The sequence below is a fragment of the Pseudomonas sp. G(2018) genome (genome assembly GCF_005502415.1).
Taxonomy (GTDB): domain Bacteria; phylum Pseudomonadota; class Gammaproteobacteria; order Pseudomonadales; family Pseudomonadaceae; genus Aquipseudomonas.
This window is the reverse complement of sequence record NZ_SCOO01000003.1, coordinates 74,066-95,839: the sequence shown is the minus strand read 5'-3', so window position 1 is coordinate 95,839 and position 21,774 is coordinate 74,066. Positions and strand designations below refer to the sequence as shown.

The 21,774-nt window shown below is 57.9% G+C and carries 18 protein-coding genes; 10 read left to right on the top strand and 8 right to left on the bottom strand.

Features of this window, described 5'->3' with window-relative positions; translation table 11 throughout:
* The first annotated feature begins 152 nt into the window (after positions 1 to 152).
* Positions 153 to 590, top strand: a complete 438-nt coding sequence (locus FFS64_RS03970) for a DUF4879 domain-containing protein (protein WP_137804318.1) — start codon at positions 153 to 155, stop codon at positions 588 to 590.
* Between the two features lie 82 nt (positions 591 to 672).
* Positions 673 to 1,224: a DJ-1 family glyoxalase III gene (locus FFS64_RS03965; protein ID WP_137804317.1), complete on the top strand. Its 552-nt coding sequence runs from the start codon at positions 673 to 675 to the stop codon at positions 1,222 to 1,224.
* Between the two features lie 5 nt (positions 1,225 to 1,229).
* Here FFS64_RS03965 and FFS64_RS03960 read toward each other — a convergent pair whose 3' ends face one another.
* Positions 1,230 to 2,471: an MFS transporter gene (locus FFS64_RS03960; protein ID WP_137804316.1), complete on the bottom strand. Its 1,242-nt coding sequence runs from the start codon at positions 2,469 to 2,471 to the stop codon at positions 1,230 to 1,232.
* 481 nt (positions 2,472 to 2,952) lie between these two features.
* On the opposite strand from FFS64_RS03960, the gene FFS64_RS03955 reads away from it, so the two are divergent.
* From FFS64_RS03955 to FFS64_RS03945, 3 genes are read left to right on the top strand one after another with little or no spacing between them, the layout of a single operon-like run.
* A complete protein-coding gene (locus FFS64_RS03955; RefSeq protein ID WP_137804315.1) occupies positions 2,953 to 4,389 on the top strand; it encodes a cytochrome ubiquinol oxidase subunit I in 1,437 nt (478 codons plus the stop codon).
* Positions 4,390 to 4,392: 3 nt separating this feature from the next.
* The gene (gene cydB, locus FFS64_RS03950) at positions 4,393 to 5,400 is read left to right on the top strand and encodes a cytochrome d ubiquinol oxidase subunit II (RefSeq protein WP_095196646.1); all 1,008 of its coding nucleotides are present in this window, start codon (positions 4,393 to 4,395) and stop codon (positions 5,398 to 5,400) included.
* Positions 5,401 to 5,456: 56 nt separating this feature from the next.
* On the top strand, positions 5,457 to 5,624 hold the full coding sequence (locus FFS64_RS03945; RefSeq protein ID WP_137804314.1) for a DUF2474 domain-containing protein: 168 nt from the start codon (positions 5,457 to 5,459) through the stop codon (positions 5,622 to 5,624).
* A gap of 75 nt (positions 5,625 to 5,699) precedes the next feature.
* On the opposite strand, the gene FFS64_RS03940 is transcribed toward FFS64_RS03945, so the two are convergent.
* Complete coding sequence (locus tag FFS64_RS03940; protein WP_137804313.1) at positions 5,700 to 6,830, bottom strand: methyltransferase; 1,131 nt, start codon at positions 6,828 to 6,830, stop codon at positions 5,700 to 5,702.
* A 162-nt stretch (positions 6,831 to 6,992) separates the two neighbouring features.
* Positions 6,993 to 7,724 (bottom strand): LuxR family transcriptional regulator, encoded by a 732-nt coding sequence (locus tag FFS64_RS03935; RefSeq protein WP_137804312.1) that lies wholly within the window; start codon positions 7,722 to 7,724, stop codon positions 6,993 to 6,995.
* Positions 7,725 to 8,059: 335 nt separating this feature from the next.
* On the opposite strand from FFS64_RS03935, the gene FFS64_RS03930 reads away from it, so the two are divergent.
* Positions 8,060 to 8,836 (top strand): ferredoxin--NADP reductase, encoded by a 777-nt coding sequence (locus tag FFS64_RS03930; protein WP_137804311.1) that lies wholly within the window; start codon positions 8,060 to 8,062, stop codon positions 8,834 to 8,836.
* A gap of 45 nt (positions 8,837 to 8,881) precedes the next feature.
* Here FFS64_RS03930 and mscL read toward each other — a convergent pair whose 3' ends face one another.
* Positions 8,882 to 9,295: a large-conductance mechanosensitive channel protein MscL gene (gene mscL / locus FFS64_RS03925; protein WP_137804310.1), complete on the bottom strand. Its 414-nt coding sequence runs from the start codon at positions 9,293 to 9,295 to the stop codon at positions 8,882 to 8,884.
* Between the two features lie 607 nt (positions 9,296 to 9,902).
* Between mscL and radA the strand changes: the two genes are divergently transcribed.
* The gene (gene radA, locus FFS64_RS03920) at positions 9,903 to 11,270 is read left to right on the top strand and encodes a DNA repair protein RadA (RefSeq protein WP_137804309.1); all 1,368 of its coding nucleotides are present in this window, start codon (positions 9,903 to 9,905) and stop codon (positions 11,268 to 11,270) included.
* Between the two features lie 122 nt (positions 11,271 to 11,392).
* Here the strand turns inward: radA and FFS64_RS03915 are convergent, their stop codons facing one another.
* A complete protein-coding gene (locus FFS64_RS03915) occupies positions 11,393 to 11,761 on the bottom strand; it encodes a PilZ domain-containing protein (protein WP_137804308.1) in 369 nt (122 codons plus the stop codon).
* Positions 11,762 to 11,918: 157 nt separating this feature from the next.
* On the opposite strand from FFS64_RS03915, the gene FFS64_RS03910 reads away from it, so the two are divergent.
* From FFS64_RS03910 to yjiA, 3 genes are all read left to right on the top strand, one after another.
* Entirely contained in the window at positions 11,919 to 13,985 is a 2,067-nt protein-coding gene (locus FFS64_RS03910) for a carbon starvation CstA family protein (RefSeq protein WP_095196639.1), read from the top strand.
* Between the two features lie 14 nt (positions 13,986 to 13,999).
* Positions 14,000 to 14,197, top strand: coding sequence for a YbdD/YjiX family protein (locus tag FFS64_RS03905; protein WP_095196638.1), 198 nt, complete (start codon positions 14,000 to 14,002; stop codon positions 14,195 to 14,197).
* Positions 14,198 to 14,366: 169 nt separating this feature from the next.
* Positions 14,367 to 15,338 (top strand): GTPase, encoded by a 972-nt coding sequence (gene yjiA / locus FFS64_RS03900; protein WP_137804307.1) that lies wholly within the window; start codon positions 14,367 to 14,369, stop codon positions 15,336 to 15,338.
* A gap of 156 nt (positions 15,339 to 15,494) precedes the next feature.
* On the opposite strand, the gene FFS64_RS03895 is transcribed toward yjiA, so the two are convergent.
* The 3 genes from FFS64_RS03895 to FFS64_RS03885 form a co-directional block, all read right to left on the bottom strand.
* Positions 15,495 to 16,049 carry a hypothetical protein gene (locus tag FFS64_RS03895; RefSeq protein ID WP_137804306.1) on the bottom strand — a complete coding sequence of 185 codons (555 nt, stop codon included), beginning with the start codon at positions 16,047 to 16,049 and terminating at the stop codon, positions 15,495 to 15,497.
* A 197-nt stretch (positions 16,050 to 16,246) separates the two neighbouring features.
* The gene (glyA, locus tag FFS64_RS03890) at positions 16,247 to 17,500 is read right to left on the bottom strand and encodes a serine hydroxymethyltransferase (RefSeq protein WP_095196635.1); all 1,254 of its coding nucleotides are present in this window, start codon (positions 17,498 to 17,500) and stop codon (positions 16,247 to 16,249) included.
* Between the two features lie 224 nt (positions 17,501 to 17,724).
* The gene (locus tag FFS64_RS03885; protein WP_137804305.1) at positions 17,725 to 21,573 is read right to left on the bottom strand and encodes a bifunctional diguanylate cyclase/phosphodiesterase; all 3,849 of its coding nucleotides are present in this window, start codon (positions 21,571 to 21,573) and stop codon (positions 17,725 to 17,727) included.
* Between the last annotated feature and the right edge of the window lie 201 nt (positions 21,574 to 21,774).

The window sequence follows — 21,774 nt, the reverse complement described above, 5'->3', positions numbered from 1 at the left end:
GCGCCTGGGAAATTTCTGTGAGTCGGAAAAAGCCGCGCATCATACCAGTCGCGGGGGGTTATGGCTGCTTATGGCGGTGATCGTCGTCGATGTTTTGCGTTTGGCCCGAGTCAGCCATACTGCGCGCTGATTTTTGGGGGGTAGGGTTGCGCATGAAAAAGTGTCTGTTGATCTTGATGGCATTGCTCTTGGGGGCGCAAACCGCCTCGGCGGCCTCGGCACCGCCGTTGACCCAGGTGAAAGTGCTGAAAGTCGAGTCGCCGGGCTGTGGTTTTGAAACCATTGATGAAGGACAGACGCAGACCCGCTGCAATCACAGTGGCCCGAACATCAGGGTCTACGTGCTGGAAGTGGGCTACGGTCGCAGCCAACCCCATGTCGCGCTCGATGGCTTTGAAGTGGATGGCACCCGCACGCCGGTCTGCGCCTACGATAACGGCAACCTGACCGATTGCTCCCAGAGAACCAAGGTAGTCGGCAATCTGTACATCTTCAGTCTTGCCGGCAAACAGGAAGGCACGTTCACCTTCAGCAACACCTCGATCAATGCGCCGGGCAACACGATGTCGACGCAGCTTTACATCAAGTAGCTTTACATCAAGAAACAGCCGGCCTCGAACAAGGGTAAGGAAAGCTGACTACGCTTTAAGGATCATTCTGTGGATTACCCTCATGACCTTTAGAGCCCTGATTACCCTCGCCGAGGGCATCGATGACCTGCAAGCCGTGACCCTCGTCGATGTGCTGCGCCGCGCCAAGGTGGAAGTCGTGGTGGCGAGCATCGAAGGGCGGCGCATGCTCACCTGTGCCCGCGGTACCCGTCTCACCAGCGATGCGATGTTGGTGGATTTGCTGGCCCAACCCTTCGACTTGATCGTCCTGCCCGGCGGAGCCGTAGGCGCGCAACACCTGGCGACCCATCAACCCTTGCAACAACTGATCAAGGACCAGGCCGCGGCCGGTCGCCTGTACGCGGGTATCGCCGAAGCCCCGGCACTGGCGCTGCAAACCTTTGGCGTGTTGCGTCAGCGGCGCATGACGTGCCTGCCTTCGGCCAGTCATCAACTCTCAGGCTGCAACTTCGTCGATCAACCGGTCGTTGTCGACGGCAACTGCATCACCGCCCAGGGTTCGGGCGCCGCGCTGGCATTTGCCCTGACACTGGTGGAACAGTTGTGCGGCAAAGCCACGCGAGCGGCAGTGGCGGGGGAGTTGGTTGTTTAGATCATTCAGACTTTCGCTTCTTCTTCCACCGGCACATGCATACGGTCGCGCTGGGCCAATGTCGGAAACAGCTTGATCCAGGTCCCGGTCACCACTAGCGTGCCGATCCCGCCCATGACCACTGCCGGCACGGTGCCGAACCAGTGGGCGGTCAGGCCGGATTCGAATTCGCCCAACTGGTTTGAGGCGCCGATGAACAAACCGTTCACTGCGCTGACCCGGCCGCGCATTTCGTCCGGGGTTTCCAGTTGCACGAACGAGGCACGGATCACCATGCTGATCATGTCCGCCGCGCCCAGTACCACCAGCACCGCCAGCGAGAACCAGAACGAGGTCGACAGACCGAAGGCGATGGTTGCCACACCGAATACGCCCACTGCGGTGAACATCACTCGTCCGACATTACGCTCCACGGCAAACCTCGCCAGGAACAGCGACATCAACAGCGCTCCCACCGCCGGTGCCGAGCGCAACAGGCCCAGGCCCCACGGGCCGGTGAGCAGGATGTCCTTGGCAAAAACCGGCAACAACGCCGTCGCGCCACCGAGCAGGACGGCGAACAGGTCCAGGGAAATCGCCCCGAGAATGTCCGGACGACTACGGATGAAGCGGATGCCCGCCAACAACGAATCCAGGGTGGCCTTGCCTTTGTTCAGCGGCGTTTGCCGTGCGGGCAGATTGAGCATCAGGGTGCAGGCAATGATGTAGAGGATCACCGTCGGGCCATAGACCCACACGCTGCCGAACGCGTAGAGCAAACCACCGAGTGCCGGTGCGACGATGGTTGCCGATTGCTGGGCCGATTGCGCGGCGGCCACGGCCCGGGGAAACAGGCTGCTTGGTACGATGCTCGGCAGCAAGGCCTGGGTGGTCGGCATCTCGAAAGAGCGGGCGGCGCCGAGCAGGAAGGCGAGGATGAAGATCATCTCCCGGGTGACATGGTCGGTCGCGCTGCCGATGGCCAGCGACAGGGCGATCAGCGCTTGCAAGGACTGGCAGATCGCCGCGACCTTGCGCCGGTCGTAGCGGTCCGCCACATGCCCGGTATGCAACATGAACAGCACACGCGGGGCGAACTCCACCAACCCCACCAGACCCAGATCGAGTACGTTGCCGGTCAGTTGATAGAGATTCCAGCCAATGGCCACGGTGAGCATCTGAAAGCCGCTGGCGGTAAAAATCCGCGCCAGCCAGAACGCAAGGAAAGGGCGATGGTGACGTAACAGCAAAGGCTCTTGGCTGGGCATTTGAAGGCAAATCTGGAGGAGGGGAAGGGCGAGATTATCATCAACCTGTAACAGGAAGTTGCAGGTGCAAAAAATTAATTAGCAAGACATCGATCTCCGTAGCGTGACATATCCCTGTGGGAGCGAGCTTGCTCGCGAAAGCGGAGTGGCATACACCGTGATGTTGACTGACCCACCGCATTCGCGAGCAGGCTCGCTCCCACTAGGGATATGTTTCTGCCTGTTACCTCAGCCATGAGGCAACTTGTCACGCGGCAAAAGACCACGCAGTTCAACCCCGGAAATGGGACTACTCTTTCAACGTTGCTTGATCCAGGTCAAAACCCTCAAGGGAGTTGATCCGGCGGCCGCAAGGCCAGACTCCCTGCGTAGCGATGCGTGTAAAAAAAGAACAAATAGAGATTCGCCACACTCCATATCCGTGGGGGCCGTGGGTGCAGGCTTCCAGCCAGCAGCCGTACTACCTGACAGAGGAAGACTTATGTTCGGTTTAGAGGCACTTGATCTCGCCCGAATTCAGTTCGCGTTCACCATCTCGTTCCACATCCTGTTCCCTGCCATCACCATTGGCCTGGCGAGTTACCTGGCGGTACTCGAAGGCTTGTGGCTGAAAACCCACAACGATACCTACCGTGACCTCTACCATTTCTGGTCGAAGATCTTTGCCGTCAACTTCGGCATGGGCGTGGTCTCGGGGTTGGTCATGGCCTATCAGTTCGGTACCAACTGGAGCCGCTTCTCGGACTTCGCCGGGTCCGTGACCGGACCGTTGCTGACGTACGAAGTGCTGACGGCTTTCTTCCTCGAAGCCGGTTTCCTTGGCGTGATGCTGTTCGGCTGGAACAAGGTCGGACGCGGCTTGCACTTTTTCGCAACGGTCATGGTCGCCATCGGCACGCTGATCTCGACCTTCTGGATTCTCGCCTCAAACAGTTGGATGCAGACTCCACAGGGCTTTGAGATCGTTAACGGCCAGGTCATTCCAACCGACTGGCTGGCTGTGATCTTCAACCCGTCGTTCCCTTATCGCCTGATGCACATGGCTACGGCGGCGTTCGTCGCCACAGCATTTTTCGTGGGCGCCTCCGCGGCTTGGCACCTGCTGCGCGGCAAGGACAATCCGGCGATCCGCAAGATGCTCTCGATGGCCATGTGGATGGCATTGATCGTGGCGCCGATTCAGGCCGTCATCGGTGACTTCCACGGCCTCAACACACTGAAACACCAGCCGGCAAAAATTGCCGCGATTGAGGGCCACTGGGAAAACCACGGCAACGAAGCGACTCCGCTGATCCTGTTCGGCTGGCCGGACATGAAAGAAGAGAAGACCAAATTCGCTGTTGAGATTCCGTATCTGGGCAGCCTGATCCTGACCCACTCGCTGGACAAGCAGGTGCCGGCGCTCAAGGAGTTCCCGCCGGAGGACCGACCGAATTCAACCATCGTGTTCTGGTCGTTCCGGATCATGGTCGGCCTTGGCATGCTGATGATCTTTACCGGACTCTGGAGCCTGTGGCTGCGTAAACGCGACAAGCTCTATACCTCGCGGCCGTTCCTGTACCTGGCATTGTGGATGGGACCGTCCGGCCTGATCGCGATCCTTGCCGGCTGGTTCACCACTGAAGTCGGCCGTCAACCGTGGGTGGTCTACGGTCTGATGCGCACGGCGGATGCGTCCTCCAACCATAGTTTCATGCAGATGAGCATCACCCTGATCCTGTTTGTCGTGGTGTATTTCGCGCTGTTCGGTGCCGGTCTGGGCTACATGATGCGCCTGGTGCGCAAAGGACCGAAGATCGACGAAGGCAAGGAAACCAATGATGGAGGTCCCGGCCAGAAACGCACACCGGCGCGTCCACTGTCGGCTGCCGACGACGATCACTCCGATGCCGACCGCACCGTGACCAAGGAGATTTGAACCATGGGTATTGATCTTCCGCTGATCTGGGCCGTGATCATCATCTTCGGCATCATGATGTACGTGGTCATGGATGGCTTCGACCTCGGCATCGGCATTCTCTTCCCGTTCATTCCGGGCAAGGGCGACCGCGACGTGATGATGAACACCGTCGCTCCGGTCTGGGACGGTAACGAAACCTGGCTGGTACTGGGCGGCGCGGCGTTGTTCGGCGCCTTCCCGCTGGCCTATTCGGTGGTGCTCTCGGCGTTGTACCTGCCGTTGATCCTGATGCTGGTCGGTTTGATTTTCCGCGGCGTGGCGTTCGAGTTCCGATTCAAGGCCCGGGACGACAAGCGCCACCTCTGGGACAAGGCGTTCATTGGTGGCTCCATTACGGCAACGTTTTTCCAGGGCGTGGCGCTGGGGGCCTTCATCGATGGCCTGCCGGTGGTCGATCGCCAGTTTGCCGGTGGTTCACTGGACTGGCTGACGCCCTTCACGATGTTCTGCGGTGCCGCGTTGGTGGTGGCTTATGCACTGCTGGGATGCACCTGGCTGATCATGAAGACCGAAGGCAAGTTGCAGGAACAGATGCATGACCTGGCGCGACCGCTGGCGTTCGTGTTGCTGGCGGTGATCGGTATCGTCAGCATCTGGACACCGCTGGCTCACGCCGAGATTGCCGCCCGCTGGTTCACCCTGCCTAACCTGTTCTGGTTCCTGCCGGTGCCGATTCTGGTGCTGGTGACCCTGTACGGCTTGATCCGCGCGGTGGCGCGCAATGCGCACTACACACCATTCCTGCTGACACTGGTGCTGATCTTCCTCGGTTACAGCGGGCTGGGGATCAGCCTATGGCCGAACATCGTGCCGCCGTCGATCTCGATCTGGGATGCCGCTGCGCCGCCGCAAAGCCAGGGCTTCATGCTGGTGGGCACGCTGTTCATCATCCCGTTCATCCTGGGCTACACCTTCTGGAGCTATTACGTGTTCCGCGGCAAGGTCACCCATGAAGACGGTTACCACTAGACTTGGTCCGCGATGGCGTCGGCAGCGGCGCCATCGATTTGAAGGAGATCGATGCAATGAGCGGCAAACATTCCTTGCACGACATTGAAGAAGCCGAAAAAAAACCGCTGTGGCAGCGGCTTGGCTGGCTGGCCCTGATCTGGGTCGGCAGCGTCGGTGCATTGTTCATCGTGGCCAGCCTGATGCGGATGTTCATGAACGCCGCGGGCCTGAGTACTCACTGAAAACCTGACATCCCATCCCGTCGCCTTCAGGCGCGGATTTATAACCCTCCGATTGGAGGGTTTTTTTTTGCCCGGTTATTTGCGGGCCTTGAGAATCACGAACTTCGGCGTGGCCGCCACTTGCTCGACACCGCGGAACAAACGCGCCAGTTTGCTGTGGTAACCCAGGTGACGATTGCCGACGATGTACAACGCGCCGCCGACCACCAGCGCCTCACGCGCTTGCTGGAACATCCGCCAGGCCAGGAAGTCACCGACGACCTGTTGCTGGTGAAACGGTGGATTGCACAGCACCACATCCAGCGACTGGGGTTCCTGTCCGGCCAGACCATCACCGGCACGTACGATGACATCGCGCTCGCCCAGCGCTGCGCGCCAGTTTTCGGCAGCCGATTGCACCGCCATGAAGGATTCGTCTACCAGTGTGTATCGGGCCTCGGGGTTTTGCAGGGCGCTGGCGATGGCCAGCACGCCGTTACCGCATCCGAGGTCGGCAACCCGTGCCGTGCCAAGGTTTTTCGGCAAATGCGGCAAAAAAGCCCGCGTACCAATGTCCAGGCCTTCGCGGCAGAAGACGTTGGCGTGGTTGAGCAATTCGATCGACGGGGTGTCGAGGCGATATCGGGTCGGGTAGGGCGAGGTGACCGGCGCCTTGGTTTGAACCGTGGCAATCAGCAAGCGGGCCTTCTTCACCGCCAGCGATGCCTGCACCGGGCCGATGTAGCGCTCCAGCAGATCGCCCGCGGCCCGTGGCAAATGTTTGATCATTGCTCCCGCGATCACTTGAGCGCCGGGAGCCAACTGGCCTTGCAGGCGGATCAGTTGTTCTTCCAGCAACGCCAAGGTCTTTGGCACCCGTACCAGGACCTGGTCAAACGGTCCCGCCAATGCTTCGCTGGCGGGTATGGCCGGCACTGCATCGAACGCCTGGCCGTTGCGGGCCAGGTTCTTTTCCAGCCCTTGAAAGGCCAGGAAGGAATCGCCGCTGCTGGTGACCTTGACCTTGACCTTGCCGGCCAGACTGGCGGCCAACGCGCCGAAACTGTCGTTCAGCACCAGTACCCGTGTGTCGACGGAGGGTTGCTGTTCCGCCAGGTGGTTGAGCAGGTACTCGTCGGCCGCGTCGAAGGCTTGCAGCGGTTCGTTCTGCTGTTCGGGCTGGCGGATCAGGTCGAGGCTGGCGAAAGGCGTTTCGAGCAAAGGCATGGGGCGGGGCTCTGGGTAATCAACGGATATCCCGCGCCCAGGGGCATCTTGGCGGCGGGGCCGTCCGAGTGGACTGCGTCGTGAAAAAGTCACACGTCATCACTCAGGAGGGACCGCGAATGGTACGTTTTTTTGTGTTGGATTACCCGCAGGTTTTTCGGCTTAGCGCACCGCGTTGCTATTGAGATAGCCAGCCTTGACGGCGGCAATGACGGCCGAAACCTTATTGTTGACCCCCAGTTTGCGGATGGCTTCCTGCACATGGAAATTGATCGTGCGGGCGCTGAGATTGAGAATCCGGGCGCTCTCGTATGCCGTCTTGCCGGCTGCCGCCAGTGTCAACACGTCGATTTCCCGCGGCGATAAATGCGGTATGGACGATTTTGGCATTTCCTTGGGCAGGGTTTGGGCGATCAGGCCATGCAGGTGATGGCCAATGAACAAGGAGAAACCGAGATTTTCATACAACTCCCACGCGCTGACAGGGCAATGGGGCCTCGCCAGACTCAGGATGCTGCACAAACCGCTTTCATCATCATGAATGGCTTGTGACCAGCCATGTTCCAACCCTTGTTGCTCAAGTGCCTCCCACATCCATGGAGCATGACAGAAAAGGGCTTCAGTCCAGAGAATGGGCAGTCTTGAGTGATTGCAATGGGCCACTATCGGATCAATGTTTCCGTACTTCTTTTTTTCATATTCTGTGTTCCAGTCTATTGGGTAATTGTTGAATCTAACAGTGTGAAAGTGTTCGGTTTTTGTTGGGCAAGTCGTTGAAAAAGAAAAAAATTTAAACCCAATATTTCTTGTGAATTGCAAGGCTATGTCGTACGCAATCTCCAGTTCGGTTGTAGACGATAATTGTTTAAGTTGAGACTCCTTCCACCTTTCCATCATGAGGCTCCACAGTCGTGATAGCTTTGGGGCGCATCCTGGATCCAGAAGATCAGCGCGAGGGCAAGTGTAGGATGTTTCCTATATATATGTTGAGAATTTTTAGCTTTACAAAGCTGTTGCAGGAAAGTTTATGGTTCTAAAGGTGGTGCATAGCTAGGTAATTAATTTAAATGTTGGTTTTAATTTTATGAAAGTTACTGTTTTGAACTGGGTGGTTAATAAACTGTGCTGTCGACGCAAATCAGAATATTCTCCAAAGACACTACAAAGCGTCGGTGTTTGTGGGACTCGCTTTGAGAGACACTGCGCCTATCTGTTGAATGGAGCCCGCCATGACTGCCAGCGAAGAGAAATTTACTCGCCAGACTTTGCTCGACGTCCAGCCGTTGACCCCAAACCTGTTCACGCTGCGTGCCACCAGGGATGCGGGCTTTCGTTTTCATGCAGGACAATTTGCCCGGTTGGGCGTGACAAAGGCGGATGGCAGCACCGTCTGGCGTGCCTATTCCATGGTCTCATCACCTTTCGATGAGTACCTTGAGTTTTTTTCCATCGTTGTGCCGGGGGGCGAGTTCACCAGTGAACTGAGTCGGCTAGGCGTCGGCGATACGCTGCTGGTCGACCGTCAGGCCTTCGGTTACCTGACGCTCGATCGTTTCATCGACGGACGCGATCTGTGGCTGTTATCCACCGGCACAGGCCTGGCACCGTTTCTGTCGATCCTGCAGGACTTCGAGGTGTGGGAGAAATTCGAGCGGATTATTCTGGTCTACAGCGTGCGCGAGTCCCGGGAACTCGCCTATCAGGATTTGATTGCAGGGCTTACACAGCGTGAGTACCTGGCGGAGTATGCGCACAAACTGCAACTCATCAACACCGTGACGCGCGAACAGCATGCCGGTGCCCTTAACGGACGGATTACCACGCTGATCGAAAATGGCGAGTTGGAGCGGACAGCCGGAGTGTCGCTGTCTCCCGAACACTCGCGGATCATGCTGTGCGGCAACCCTCAGATGATCGATGACACGCGAAAATTGCTCAAGCAACGCGACATGCACTTGAGCCTCAGCCGGCGACCCGGTCAGGTGGCGGTAGAAAATTTCTGGTAAAAATCGGCGCCTTCAAGGCGCCGTTCCTATAGCCCGCTCAAACGATCAAGGCCGATTGTTCTGAGCCTTGAGCAGATCACGGATCTCGCTCAGCAACTCTTCTTCCTTGGTTGGAACCGGTGGCAGGGTTGGGGCGACAGCCTCCTCGCGCTTCAGGCGGTTGATGGCCTTGACGCCCATGAAGATCGCGAACGCGACGATGATGAAGTCGATCAAGCTCTGGATGAATTTGCCATACGCCAGCACCACAGCGGGGACATCGCCTTGTGCGGCTTTCAGCGTAATAGCCAGGTCACTGAAGTCCACCCCACCGATCAACATCCCGATGGGCGGCATGATCACATCACCGACAAACGATGAAACGATCTTGCCGAAGGCGGCACCGATGATGATACCGACGGCCATGTCGACCACATTGCCTTTGACCGCGAAGGCCTTGAACTCACTTAGCACGCCCATAGGTTATTTCCTTGTTACAGATGAGGTTGGTGAAGGCAGTGTAAATCAGCAAAGTGCATCGTGCCCGATACAGCTGCTTACAGCCTGAATGCAATCGACAGGATCATCGGTAAAAAGTTTGCAAAATGCCATCATTTTTCGGTGGCTTGTGTACGCTCTTCGGAAACTCTCCGGACGGTGATCAGCAGTTGCCAGGACATTCTGTCCGTTACTGATACGTTCTGTTGTTAAGAGGGATGGAGCGATTCAGAGCAACGGAGAGTTCAGGTCAATCTCTACGGCTTAAACAAAGCGCTGTGCGTATTTAATTGGTGTCACATAATTATCTACTTGTTAAAAAGTGTTAATGAAATTGGGTCAGGAATGAAAGGTTGTACGTGCGGAGTTCGGTGTAAGAAGGGTTGTACAACTTTTGTTTCTGTTTTTATTGGGCTAAGTTAAGTTTTGTGGGAGGTGTGTCAGGGAGTTTGTACAAGCTTTGGTGCGTCATGATTAAGTGTATATATTCCGGTATCAAACAAGTTGCTGCAGGTAACCCGATGGCGCAGTCGCACCGCGCTGATCCAGTCCAACTGAGCTATCATCGCGGTTTTTGCCGGGGGTTCAGATGGCCAAGGCCAAGCGCATGTACGGCTGCACCGAGTGCGGCTCAACCTTCCCGAAGTGGGCCGGCCAGTGCGGCGAATGCGGCGCCTGGAACACGCTGACCGAAACCATGGTGGAAAGCGGCGGAGCCGCGGCACCGACCGGGCGCACCGGTTGGGCCGGTCAACAGGCACAGATCAAGACCCTGGCTGAAGTCAGCGTCGAGGAGATCCCACGGTTTTCCACTGCATCGAGTGAACTCGATCGGGTACTGGGTGGTGGCCTGGTCGACGGCTCGGTGGTGCTGATCGGCGGTGATCCCGGTATTGGCAAATCGACCATTCTGTTGCAAACCCTGTGCAACCTGGCCAAGAGCATGCAGGCCCTGTACGTCACGGGTGAAGAGTCCCAGCAGCAAGTGGCCATGCGTGCCCGGCGCCTGGGGTTGCCGCAGGATCAACTGCGGGTCATGACCGAAACCTGTATCGAAACCATCATTGCCACGGCCCGGCAGGAAAAGCCCAAGGTCATGGTCATCGACTCGATCCAGACGATTTTCACCGAGCAATTGCAATCGGCACCGGGTGGCGTATCCCAGGTGCGTGAGAGCGCGGCATTGCTGGTGCGTTACGCCAAACAAAGCGGCACGGCGATTTTCCTCGTCGGCCACGTGACCAAGGAAGGCGCATTGGCCGGGCCGCGGGTGTTGGAGCATATGGTCGACACCGTGCTTTATTTCGAAGGCGAATCCGATGGGCGCCTGCGACTGTTGCGCGCAGTGAAAAATCGTTTTGGCGCCGTCAACGAATTGGGCGTATTTGGCATGACCGACAAGGGGCTGAAAGAAGTCTCCAACCCATCGGCGATTTTTCTGACCCGTGCACAGGAAGAAGTCCCAGGTAGCGTGGTCATGGCGACGTGGGAGGGCACCCGGCCGATGCTGGTGGAAGTCCAGGCACTGGTGGATGACAGCCATCTGGCCAACCCGCGTCGGGTGACGTTGGGGCTGGATCAGAATCGTCTGGCGATGTTGCTGGCGGTCTTGCATCGTCACGGCGGTATTCCCACCCACGATCAGGATGTATTCCTCAATGTGGTCGGCGGCGTGAAGGTATTGGAAACGGCCTCTGACCTGGCGTTGATGGCAGCAGTGATGTCCAGTTTGCGCAACCGGCCGCTGCCCCATGACTTGCTGGTGTTTGGTGAGGTCGGTCTGTCCGGCGAAGTGCGTCCGGTGCCAAGCGGTCAGGAGCGTCTGAAGGAAGCGGCCAAGCACGGCTTCAAACGTGCCATCGTGCCCAAGGGCAATGCGCCGAAAGAAGCGCCACCGGGGCTGCAGATCATTGCCGTCACTCGTCTGGAGCAGGCTTTGGACGCATTGTTCGAGTAGTTGCTGAAGAATTGTGGGCGCGAGCCTGCTCGCGAATACGGACTGACATTCAACATGAGTGTTGGCTGCCACACCGCTTTCGCGAGCAGGCTCGCTCCCACAATTAGACTGTTTTTGGGGCGTCAGATTTCGATCAGCGCACCCAATTCCCGCTCAAGCTCCTGCGGATCGGCAAGGTTGAGCTCAATCAATCGCCGCAAACGCTCAATGGATTCGAGGCTGATGTGTCGGCAGACAAACCCGAGCTGGCCATGGTCTTCATGGGTCAGCTGCACATCCATTTCGATGTCGATGTCTTCGCTCAGATGAATGTCGACAAAAAAATCGTGCCGCGGATCACCCAACCACGGCTCAGGTCGCTCGATCAGCAAGCCCTTGAGCGAGAGATCGATCAGCTTCACCGGCCAGATGAATTCCCCCTGGCTCAGCTCGGTTTTGGCATCGAACGCAATACGTTTGAAGCGGCGGCGATCGGCAGGGTGTTCGCTCATGGCGCAATCCTCTAGATGTTCGCTGACTATAGACCCGCATTGTTAGAACCTGCCAGCCAGGGCAGCGCTCTAGACCAACGTTGGGGTATGGCCTTTGCCGTCAGGAGAGCTAAACTCCGTTGGCTGTCTTTCTGTCCACTCTGGCTGGAATAATAAAATGAAAAATAATAATAGCCCGCTACGCCACATACCCTGGCTGGTGCTGGCAATCGTTGGAGCGTGCGCCCTCGGTGTCGTGGCATTACGCCGAGGTGAGGCGATCAACGCCTTGTGGATCGTGGTCGCTGCCGTGGCCATCTATCTGGTTGCGTATCGTTACTACAGCCTGTTTATCGCTAACAATGTGATGCAGCTCGACCCGCGACGGGCCACCCCCGCCGTACTCAACAATGATGGTCTGGACTATGTTCCAACCAACAAACACATCCTTTTCGGTCACCACTTCGCGGCCATCGCCGGCGCGGGGCCATTGGTCGGTCCGGTCCTGGCGGCGCAGATGGGCTACCTGCCCGGTACGCTGTGGCTGATCGCCGGGGTGGTGCTGGCCGGTGCCGTGCAGGACTTCATGGTCCTGTTCATGTCCACTCGCCGCAACGGTCGTTCCCTGGGCGACATGGTCCGTGAAGAAATGGGCCGCATCCCCGGGACCATCGCGCTGTTTGGCTGCTTCCTGATCATGATCATCATCCTCGCGGTGCTGGCGCTGATCGTGGTCAAGGCCCTGGCCGAAAGCCCATGGGGGATTTTCACGGTCATGGCGACCATCCCGATCGCGATGTTCATGGGCATCTACATGCGCTACATCCGCCCGGGCCGCATCGGTGAAATCTCGATCATCGGCGTGCTGTTGCTGCTCGGGTCGATCTGGCTGGGCGGGCAAATTGCCGCCGACCCGGTGTGGGCCAAGGCGTTCACCTTCACCGGCGTGCAGATTACCTGGATGTTGATTGGTTACGGTTTCGTGGCCGCCTCGTTACCGGTGTGGCTGATCCTGGCACCCCGTGACTATCTGTCGACTTTCCTGAAAATCGGCACCATCGTCGCCCTGGCGATCGGCATTCTGATCACCATGCCCGAGCTGAAAATGCCGGCACTGACCCAGTTCGTCGACGGCACCGGCCCGGTGTGGAAAGGCGGTCTGTTCCCGTTCCTGTTCATCACCATCGCCTGTGGCGCGGTATCGGGTTTCCATGCGCTGATTTCCTCCGGCACCACGCCGAAGCTGCTCGATAACGAGGTCAATGCCCGTTACATCGGTTACGGCGGCATGCTGATGGAGTCCTTCGTGGCAATCATGGCCATGGTCGCCGCTTCGGTGATCGAACCGGGCGTGTACTTCGCCATGAACAGCCCGCCGGCCGTGGTCGGCACTGATGTGGTGGCGGTGGCGCAAGCGGTCAGCAACTGGGGCTTTGCAATCACCCCCGAAGCGCTGCAAGCGGTGGCCAAGGACATCGGTGAAACCACCATCCTGGCCCGTGCCGGCGGTGCACCGACCCTGGCGGTGGGTATCGCGCAGATTCTGCACAGTGTGTTGCCGGGTGAGAACACCATGGCATTCTGGTACCACTTTGCGATCCTGTTCGAGGCGTTGTTCATCCTCACCGCAGTCGACGCCGGTACCCGTGCCGGGCGGTTCATGCTGCAGGACTTGCTCGGCTCCTTCGTGCCGGCGCTCAAACGCACCGAATCCTGGGCTGCCAACTTCCTTGCCACTGCCGGTTGCGTGGCTATGTGGGGCTGGCTGCTGTATCAAGGTGTGATCGATCCGCTGGGTGGCATCAACACCTTGTGGCCACTGTTCGGCATCTCCAACCAGATGCTGGCCGGTATCGCGCTGATGCTCGGCACCGTGGTGCTGATCAAAATGAAGCGCCAGCGTTATGTGTGGGTGACCATGCTGCCAGCGGTATGGCTGCTGATCTGCACCACCACTGCGGGCTTCATCAAGCTGTTCGACGCCAACCCGGCGATCGGCTTCCTGTCGCTGGCCAAGAAATACAGCGATGCCCTGGCCAATGGTCAGATCCTCGCCCCGGCCAAGGACATCACGCAGATGCAGCACGTGATCTTCAACGCCTACACCAACGCTACACTGACCGCGCTGTTCCTGTTCGTGGTGTTCAGCATCCTGTTCTATGCACTCAAGGTCGGTATTGCCTCCTGGGGTAAAAAAGAACGTACGGATAAAGAATCGCCCTTCCAGGCGCTACCGGATGCGTAATCGAGGATTGCAGTATGTTCAATGACTTGAGTCGCCTCGGTAAATACCTCGGTCAGGCCGCACGCCTGATGGTCGGCATGCCTGACTACGACAACTACGTCGAGCATATGCAAAGCAAACACCCGGACAAACCGGTGATGGACTACGAGACGTTCTTCCGTGAACGCCAGGAAGCCCGTTACGGTGGCAAGGGTGGGCCCAAGTGCTGTTGACCTGCTGAATGGGTCATGATGTAAAGCAAAAACTGTGGGAGCGAGCCTGCTCGCGAAGGCAATCGGTCATTCGACTCTAATGTCGCCTGACACGCCGCTTTCGCGAGCAGGCTCGCTCCCACATTTGTTTAGTGTCGCTTTCCAATTTTGTGAAATCAGGAGACTTGCATTGTCCTCTCCCATCCCGGTAACGATCCTCAGCGGCTTCCTCGGCGCAGGCAAAACCACCTTGCTTCGCCACCTGCTCAAAGCCGAGCACGGCCTGAAAATCGCTGTGATCGAAAACGAATTCAGTGACGCCGGTATCGACACCCAACTGCTGGGCGACGAACCGGTTCAGGTGATGACGCTGTCCAACGGCTGCGTTTGCTGCACCATCCACACCGACCTGACCAAAGCCTTGTACCTGCTGCTCGAACGTCTGGACAGTGGCGACATCGCCTTCGACCGTTTGGTGATCGAGTGCACCGGTCTGGCTGATCCTGCGCCGGTGGCGCAAACCTTCTTCATCGACGAAGAACTGCGCGAGCGATACATCCTCGACGGCATCATTACTCTGGTGGACGCGGCACATGCCGAACTTCACCTGACCCAAACCATTGCCCAGGCGCAGATCGGTTTTGCCGACCGCCTGCTGGTCAGCAAGCGAGACCTGGTAGACGAGCCTACTTTCACCGCGTTGAGCGAGCGTCTGACCCGCATCAACCGTCGCGCGCCGATTCGTGTGGTCGACCATGGCAAGATCGACCTGGCTGAATTGCTCGATGTGCGTGGCTTCAATCTCAACGCCGACCTCGGTGGTGGTATGAGTTTGCGGCCAGTGAGCCAAGCCCCCTCCATCGACCGCATTTCCAGCCTGGTTCTGCGCACGGACAAGCCGCTGGATATCGACAAACTCAGCGAGTTCATGAACGAACTACTGGAAGACCATGGCAAGCAATTGCTTCGCTATAAAGGTGTGCTGAACATCTTGGGCGAGCCGCGGCGCATGGTGTTTCAAGGGGTTCTGAAGTTGTACGGATTTGATTGGGATACGCAATGGCGTGAAGATGAGGAACGTGAAAGTGTAATCGTGTTTATCGCCGATGATTTGCCGGAAGAGAAAATTCGAGAGGGGTTTGCACGGGTGGCGGCAGAATAAGGTCGGATGGATTTATGATTCGATGCCTTCAATAATCAATGCCGTAGGAGCGAGGTTTGCCCGCGAAGGCGATTTGCCGGGAAACTTGAATCTTCGCTCCTGACGGTAGTTTAAAGTGTCGGTTATTCAATAACGTTGTTGACGGTTTTCCGGGTTTCAATAAGGCACGTTTCTTTCAATAATATTCAAGTTGAAAAAAATGCCGTCGTCGTCGCCCGCATCACCCAGATAGAGATGAGGTGATCCTCGGAATTTTATGTCGCCAAGCCTTCCCGCGTTCCGGACCTTCAGCCAGATGGTGTGCTGAGGTCCGCGTAAATCATCCAGCGTGATAATTCGGCCCTTGGAATCAAGTATGTTGTAGGAGGTCGTCTTGCTCCCGGCAGCCGGGTATGCACCGAGAAGCCTGGAGGGGCTCATGCTGATGCAGTTCCAGCTGTACGTCTGCGGAGACTGAACATACATCACGTAATAATCATCTGCGCACCTGAAGTATAACTTCAAAGGTGAGACTTTTTCTTTTTGATCGTCGCGCCGAAAACTTAACAGGTTTGTGTGGTCTCGACGCTGCGGTGCACCGATGAAGTGCCCGCCGCCGAACAATGTTTCGGTAATAATGACAGGCTCGCCGTGGAATACTTTTAGAAAGTTAAGTTGATAGTTTGGGATTGTTAATGTGGCTGTGAAAGATCGTCGTTGATCGATGCTCATGGGGAGTACCTGAAGTTGGGTTTCAGGTAATTTATATCGAATCCGTTATCGGGTGATCTATTTAGTGTGGCCGTCTGTTTCAGTTGGCTGGTTTAAGGGTGCGGACTATTGGCGAACTTTTATCGCTATGCGGTTGTAAAAATGATGAGCATAAAAAACCCGGCCAAGGCCGGGTTCTTTAATCTGACAACTTGCAATCAGGCGCCGTACACCGGCAGCTTCTTGCAGATCGCCTTGACCTTCTCACGAACGGCGTCGATCACCGCTTCGTTGTTCAGGTCAGCCAGGATGTCGCAGATCCAGCCGGCCAGTTCCTTGCACTCTGCTTCTTTGAAGCCGCGAGTGGTTACAGCCGGGGTACCGAAGCGCAGGCCGGAGGTGACGAACGGGGAGCGTGGATCGTTTGGCACGGAGTTCTTGTTCACGGTGATGAAAGCCTTGCCCAGAGCGGCATCGGCGTCTTTACCGGAGATTTCCTGTTTGATCAGCGACAGCAGGAACAGGTGGTTTTCAGTACCGCCGGACACCACGTCGAAACCGCGCTCAATGAACACGCTGGCCATGGCCTGGGCGTTTTTCACCACTTGTTGCTGGTAAGCCTTGAACTCTGGCTGCAGCGCTTCCTTGAAGCAGATCGCCTTGGCGGCGATCACGTGCTCCAGCGGGCCACCCTGGGCACCCGGGAATACCGCGGAGTTCAGCTTCTTCTCGATGTCGGCGTTGGCGCGAGCCAGGATAAGGCCGCCACGTGGGCCGCGCAGGGTCTTGTGGGTGGTGGTGGTCACGACGTCAGCGAATGGCACCGGGTTCGGGTAGACGCCAGCGGCGACCAGACCAGCCACGTGGGCCATGTCGACGAACAGGTAGGCGCCAACCTTGTCAGCGATTGCGCGGAAACGAGGGAAGTCCAGAACCTGCGAGTAGGCAGAGAAACCGGCCACGATCATTTTAGGCTTGTGCTCGACCGCCAGGCGCTCGACTTCGTCGTAGTCGATCAGGCCGTTGGCGTCGATGCCGTACTGGATAGCGTTGTACAGCTTGCCCGAGGACGAAACGCTGGCGCCGTGGGTCAGGTGACCGCCGTGGGCCAGGCTCATGCCCAGGATGGTGTCGCCGGCCGACAGCAGTGCCAGGTAAACGGCGCTGTTGGCTTGCGAACCGGCGTGCGGCTGAACGTTGGCGTAATCGGCGCCGAACAGTTCTTTTGCACGGTCGATGGCCAGTTGCTCGACCACGTCGACGTACTCGCAACCACCGTAGTAGCGCTTGCCAGGGTAGCCTTCGGCGTACTTGTTGGTCAGTACCGAGCCTTGAGCTTCCATCACCGCAGGGCTGGTGTAGTTTTCCGAAGCGATCAGCTCAATGTGCTCTTCCTGGCGCTGAGCTTCTTGCTCCATGGCGGCAAAGAGATCGGCGTCGTACTTGGCAATAGTCAAATCACGGCTGAACATGGCGGTCCTCAAGGATCGGGGGCAGAAAAGGGAGGCATTCTACCCCAACGGGTTTTGGAAGGCATATGAAAGGACATCATGTCGCAGACGAATGGGATTCAGCTTCAAGCTGAATGCCACAAGCTGCAAGTAAAAGCGGATTGGCTTCTGCTTGAAGCTTGTCGCTTGAAGCTTGCAGCTGCTCTTCGTGTTCGATTGATTAAAGCTGCTGCAAGCAGCACCAATCAATCGAACACGAAGAGAGCATCATTGCTGAATTGCACTTCGAACTTGTTTGCCGGCATCGGGCGGCCGAACAGGTAGCCCTGAACTTCGTCGCAGCCGTGCTCCCTCAGGAAGTCGAGCTGCTCGTGGGTTTCCACGCCCTCGGCAATCACCGCCAGGTTGAGGCTGTGGGCCATGGCGATGATCGCCCGGGCGATCTGCGCGTCCTGTTCGCCCGACGGCAGGCCGTCGACGAAGGTGCGGTCGATTTTCAGCACGTCGATCGGGAATTGCTTGAGGTAATTGAGCGATGAATAACCCGTGCCGAAGTCGTCGACCGCAATGCTCAGGCCGAGATTTTTCAGGCCATCGAGTATCTGCATCGCCTCGCTGACTTCACGCATCAGAATACTTTCGGTCAGCTCCAGTTCCAGGCACGCCGGTGGCAGGCCGGTGTCCTTGAGGATGGTGGCGATCCGCGTGCCGAGCTGGCCATCGGAGAACTGCCGCGCAGAAATGTTCACCGACACCTTTGGCACCCGCACTTTGGCCTGGTGCCAGGTCTTGAGCTGACGGCAGGCCTCGCTGATCACCCAGTCGCCCACATCCACCACCAGACCGAGTTCCTCAAGCACCGGAATGAAGTCCCCCGGCGGTACCAGGCCACGGCGCGGATGGCGCCAGCGCAACAAGGCCTCGGCGCCGGTCAGGCGTTTACCATCGCCACTGAACTGCGGCTGGTAATACAGCACGAACTCGTTCTGTTCCAGGGCATGACGCAAATCGCTTTCCAGTTCCAGGCGCTCCAGGGCGCTGGCGTTCATGTCCGCCTGATAGAACTGGAAGTTGTTCTTGCCGCGTTCTTTGGCGTGATACATCGCGGTGTCGGCGTTTTTCATAAGCTGGCTGAGTTCGTTGCCGTCCTGCGGGCTCAGGGCGATGCCGATACTGGCGGTGACGAAGAACTCGCGGCCTTCGAGTACGAACGGTTTCACCAGGCTGGCGAGAATCTGTTCCGCCACGTGAATCGCCCGGTTCAAGGCGATTTCACGATTGGCACGTGGCTGCAGGAGCAAGGTGAACTCGTCGCCGCCCATGCGCGCCACGGTGTCGTCGTCATCGACGCAACCGAGCAGGCGCGTGGCCATTTCCTTGAGCATGCGGTCGCCGGCGGCGTGCCCCAGGGAGTCGTTGATCGGCTTGAAGCGGTCGAGGTCGAGGAACATCAACACCACCCAGGATTTTTGTCGCTCGGCCGCTTGCAGCGCCGTGTGCAGACGATCCTGGAACAGTGTGCGGTTGGGCAGGTGCGTCAGGGCGTCGTAATAGGCGAGACGGTGAATCCGTTGCTCACTGGCCTTGCGCTCACTGATGTCGCTGAAGAAGCAGACATAACTGGCCAGGTCGCCTTCGTCGTCCAGCACCGCCGTAATGCCGACCCAGGCCGGGTAATGTTCGCCATTGCGGCGTTTGAGCCAGACTTCGCCTTCCCAGGTACTGTTCTGGTTCAGTTGTTTGAGTACGTAACGCAGATGGGCTTCCTGCTGCTCGTCTACGGTCAGTATGTTCGGCAACTGGTCGAGTACTTGTTCAACCGCATAACCGCTGACGCGGCTGAAGGCTTCGTTGGCCTGGACGATGTAGCCGGCCGGGTCGGTGATCAGGATCGCCGAGGTCGAGTGCTCGAATACCGTGGCCGCCATGCGCAGGTCTTTTTCGGCACGGCGTTGCTGGCTGATATCGCGACCAACCCCGAGCACGCCTTCGAATGCGCCGTGTTCGTCCCAGACCAGCACCAGGCGCAGTTCGATAGGAATCTTGCGCCCGTCGGCCCGCAGGCAGTCGAACAAGAACAATTGGGTCTGCACCTGGTTGCGCAACAGAGCCAGTTGATCGGGTTGATCCAGCGCATTGTTGACCCGTTCCATCAGGCTGTAGATGCCTACCAGTTGTTGCGGGTTGGCGATGGTTGATTGCCAGCCGTTCTGGAAAATCCATTCGGCGTCATAACCCAGCACGGCTTGTACCGACGGGCTGACGTAATTGAGCGTCATGCGGTTATTGGTGGAAAAAATCACGTCGCTGATGCTTTCGGCGAGCATCCGGTAGCGCTGCTCACTGTCACGCAGGGACTCACTGGCTTCGATTTGCTCGGTGACGTCCTTGGCCACGCCAATGATGCGGGTCACCTGGTCGTGCTTGTCCCGTGCCAGAGCCTGTTCGCGAATGTCGAAGCGCCGCCATTCACCGTCCCGATGACGGAAACGCAACTGGCATTGCATCAATTGGCTGTAGCCACCTTGCCGTTGGGTCTGGCGCGAACGGTGGTAGTAGTCGGCATCGTCGGGATGCAGGAGGATTTCCCAGAAGTACTCGCCCATCTGGTGCAATTCGGTGCGGTTGTAGCCCAGGGTCTGGCCCAGATGGTGGTTGCTGAAAATCATGCGCTGGCTGATCACGTCCTGTACGTACAGGTGATCGGGCACGGTGCGCACCACATCGGACCAGAAGCCTTCGCGCTCCTGCAGGGACAGCTCAATTAGCTTGCGGCTGGTGATGTCGGTGATGCTCAGGATCACCGCGTTATAGTCGTCGGGACTTTCCGGCAGGCGCAGCACCAGCCACAGATGCTGATCACGGCCATTGGCATCCTGAAGCTTGATTTCCAGTTCAAGTTGCTGCTGCTGGTTGAACACTGCTTCAAGCACTTGATTGCCGATGGCGCTGCCATCGAGCGGATTGCCATCGATCAGCAGGTCCCAGGCTTGCCTCGAAGTACTGACATTAAGCAGCTGCAGGGCAACCTGGTTGACTTCGGTAATACGCAGCGCCTGCAGCATTTGTCGGCGTTGTTCCGGGTCATCCAGCCGCGTCTGCAATTGTTCGGTGCTTTGCAGTCGAGCCTTGTCAAAGGCGCTCTTGAGTCCGGACATGTCGAGTACACACAGTGCAACGCCGGTGCCTTCGAAAATTTCCTGATAACGTCGACGTCCTTCATGCAGCTGACGCTGGCGTCGGCGCATGTTCAGCAGGACGATAAACGGCAGCATGGAAAAGGCCAGGCCCAGCAGGCATTTGCCGATGAAGGCCGGCAGCAGCTCTTCGAGTACGCGCTGGCGATCGAACAGCCCACGCAGCTGCCAGTCGCTGCCGCTCAGTGGAACGGTCAGCACGCTGTTGCTCAGATCGTCCTGGGTCAGTGTTCCCGGGTTGACCAGCGGCAGCGCTATATCGCGGCTGATGATCTGGTGGTTGAAACGGTTTTCCACCAGCCACTGAGGGCGGCCATCGGCTTCGTTCAGTTTGGTCAGGGACGAAAAAAACGTCGGCTTCAGGCGCAAGGCCCAGTAGCCACGGGTGCTGCCGCTGGCTTGATGCAACAACAGATGCACTACCGAGCCATCGATGGCATTACTGAAGTAGTGAGGCTGGGCACGACTGCGCCGGACCAGCTCGCTCAGGTAGTCGGCGTCTGCGCTGTTCGTCGCGCTGTCAGTGAGGATTGTCCCGGAGGGGCTGAGCAGGGCCAGGCTGCTCAGGTCGGGTAGGGACTTTTGCAGCTTGCGCAACAGCTCCTGCTGTTCGTCGGTGCTTTGTGGCTGTTCGACGATCGGTAGCAGGTTAAGGGCGATCTGCGCATTGAGCGCCATGTTCAGGCTGACTTGCGCGGCCAGGTCGGCGGTGTAGTCGATGGTGTACTGCCGCTGGTTTTTCCGGGTTTCACGCAACTGGTCCAGCAGCTGCCAAAACAGCAGTGCGAGCAGCAACAGAGCCAGCATCGCCAGCGCGCCTTTCAGGGTTCCGCGCAGGGGCGAACCGGGCGCCGCTGTCGGTGCACTGTTGGTCAGGGACGGAGTGACATTGGACAAACTGTAATCCTGCGGTTTGGCTGGACTGGCGCGACGTGCACTATAAGCCGGACGCCCGAAGGGCGGCTAGCATGCCTTGAGTCGTGGCAAAGTGCCAGTCCCGCTCGGCTGGACGGCCACCTGTCATTCAGGTAGCTTTGCCGGTTACGCGGGAGCGTTCCAGCTCCTAAAATCAGACTTTTTCAGCGCCGCCGCATTGAT